At 63.4% G+C, this 254-nt stretch carries 1 protein-coding gene; it reads left to right on the forward strand.

Annotated elements, in window-relative coordinates; translation table 11 throughout:
* Positions 1–78 precede the first annotated feature (78 nt).
* Positions 79–254, forward strand: a 176-nt coding sequence (locus AC5ZFO_RS48490; protein WP_496124332.1) for a transposase, incomplete at its 3' end; no start/stop codon positions are given.

Raw genomic sequence — 254 nt, forward strand, 5'->3', positions numbered from 1 at the left:
GTATCCCTCCGCCAAAGGCCGTCTTGTTTGAGGGACGCGAGGGCTGCAGGTCCTAGGGGTAATCCTAGGAGAAGCGCTATGACGATTTCGCGGGCGGAGGTGATCACATCGGTCGAGCGGCGGCGCCGGTGGTCGCAGGATGAGAAGGAACGGCTTGTTGCAGCGTCGCTCGAGCCGGGCGCCAATGTTTCCGAGGTGGCTCGCGTGGCCGGGCTTCATGTGAGCCAGCTGTTCAGGTGGCGCAAGGAGCTTTG

Source organism: Bradyrhizobium sp. Unk1 (genome assembly GCF_059512345.1).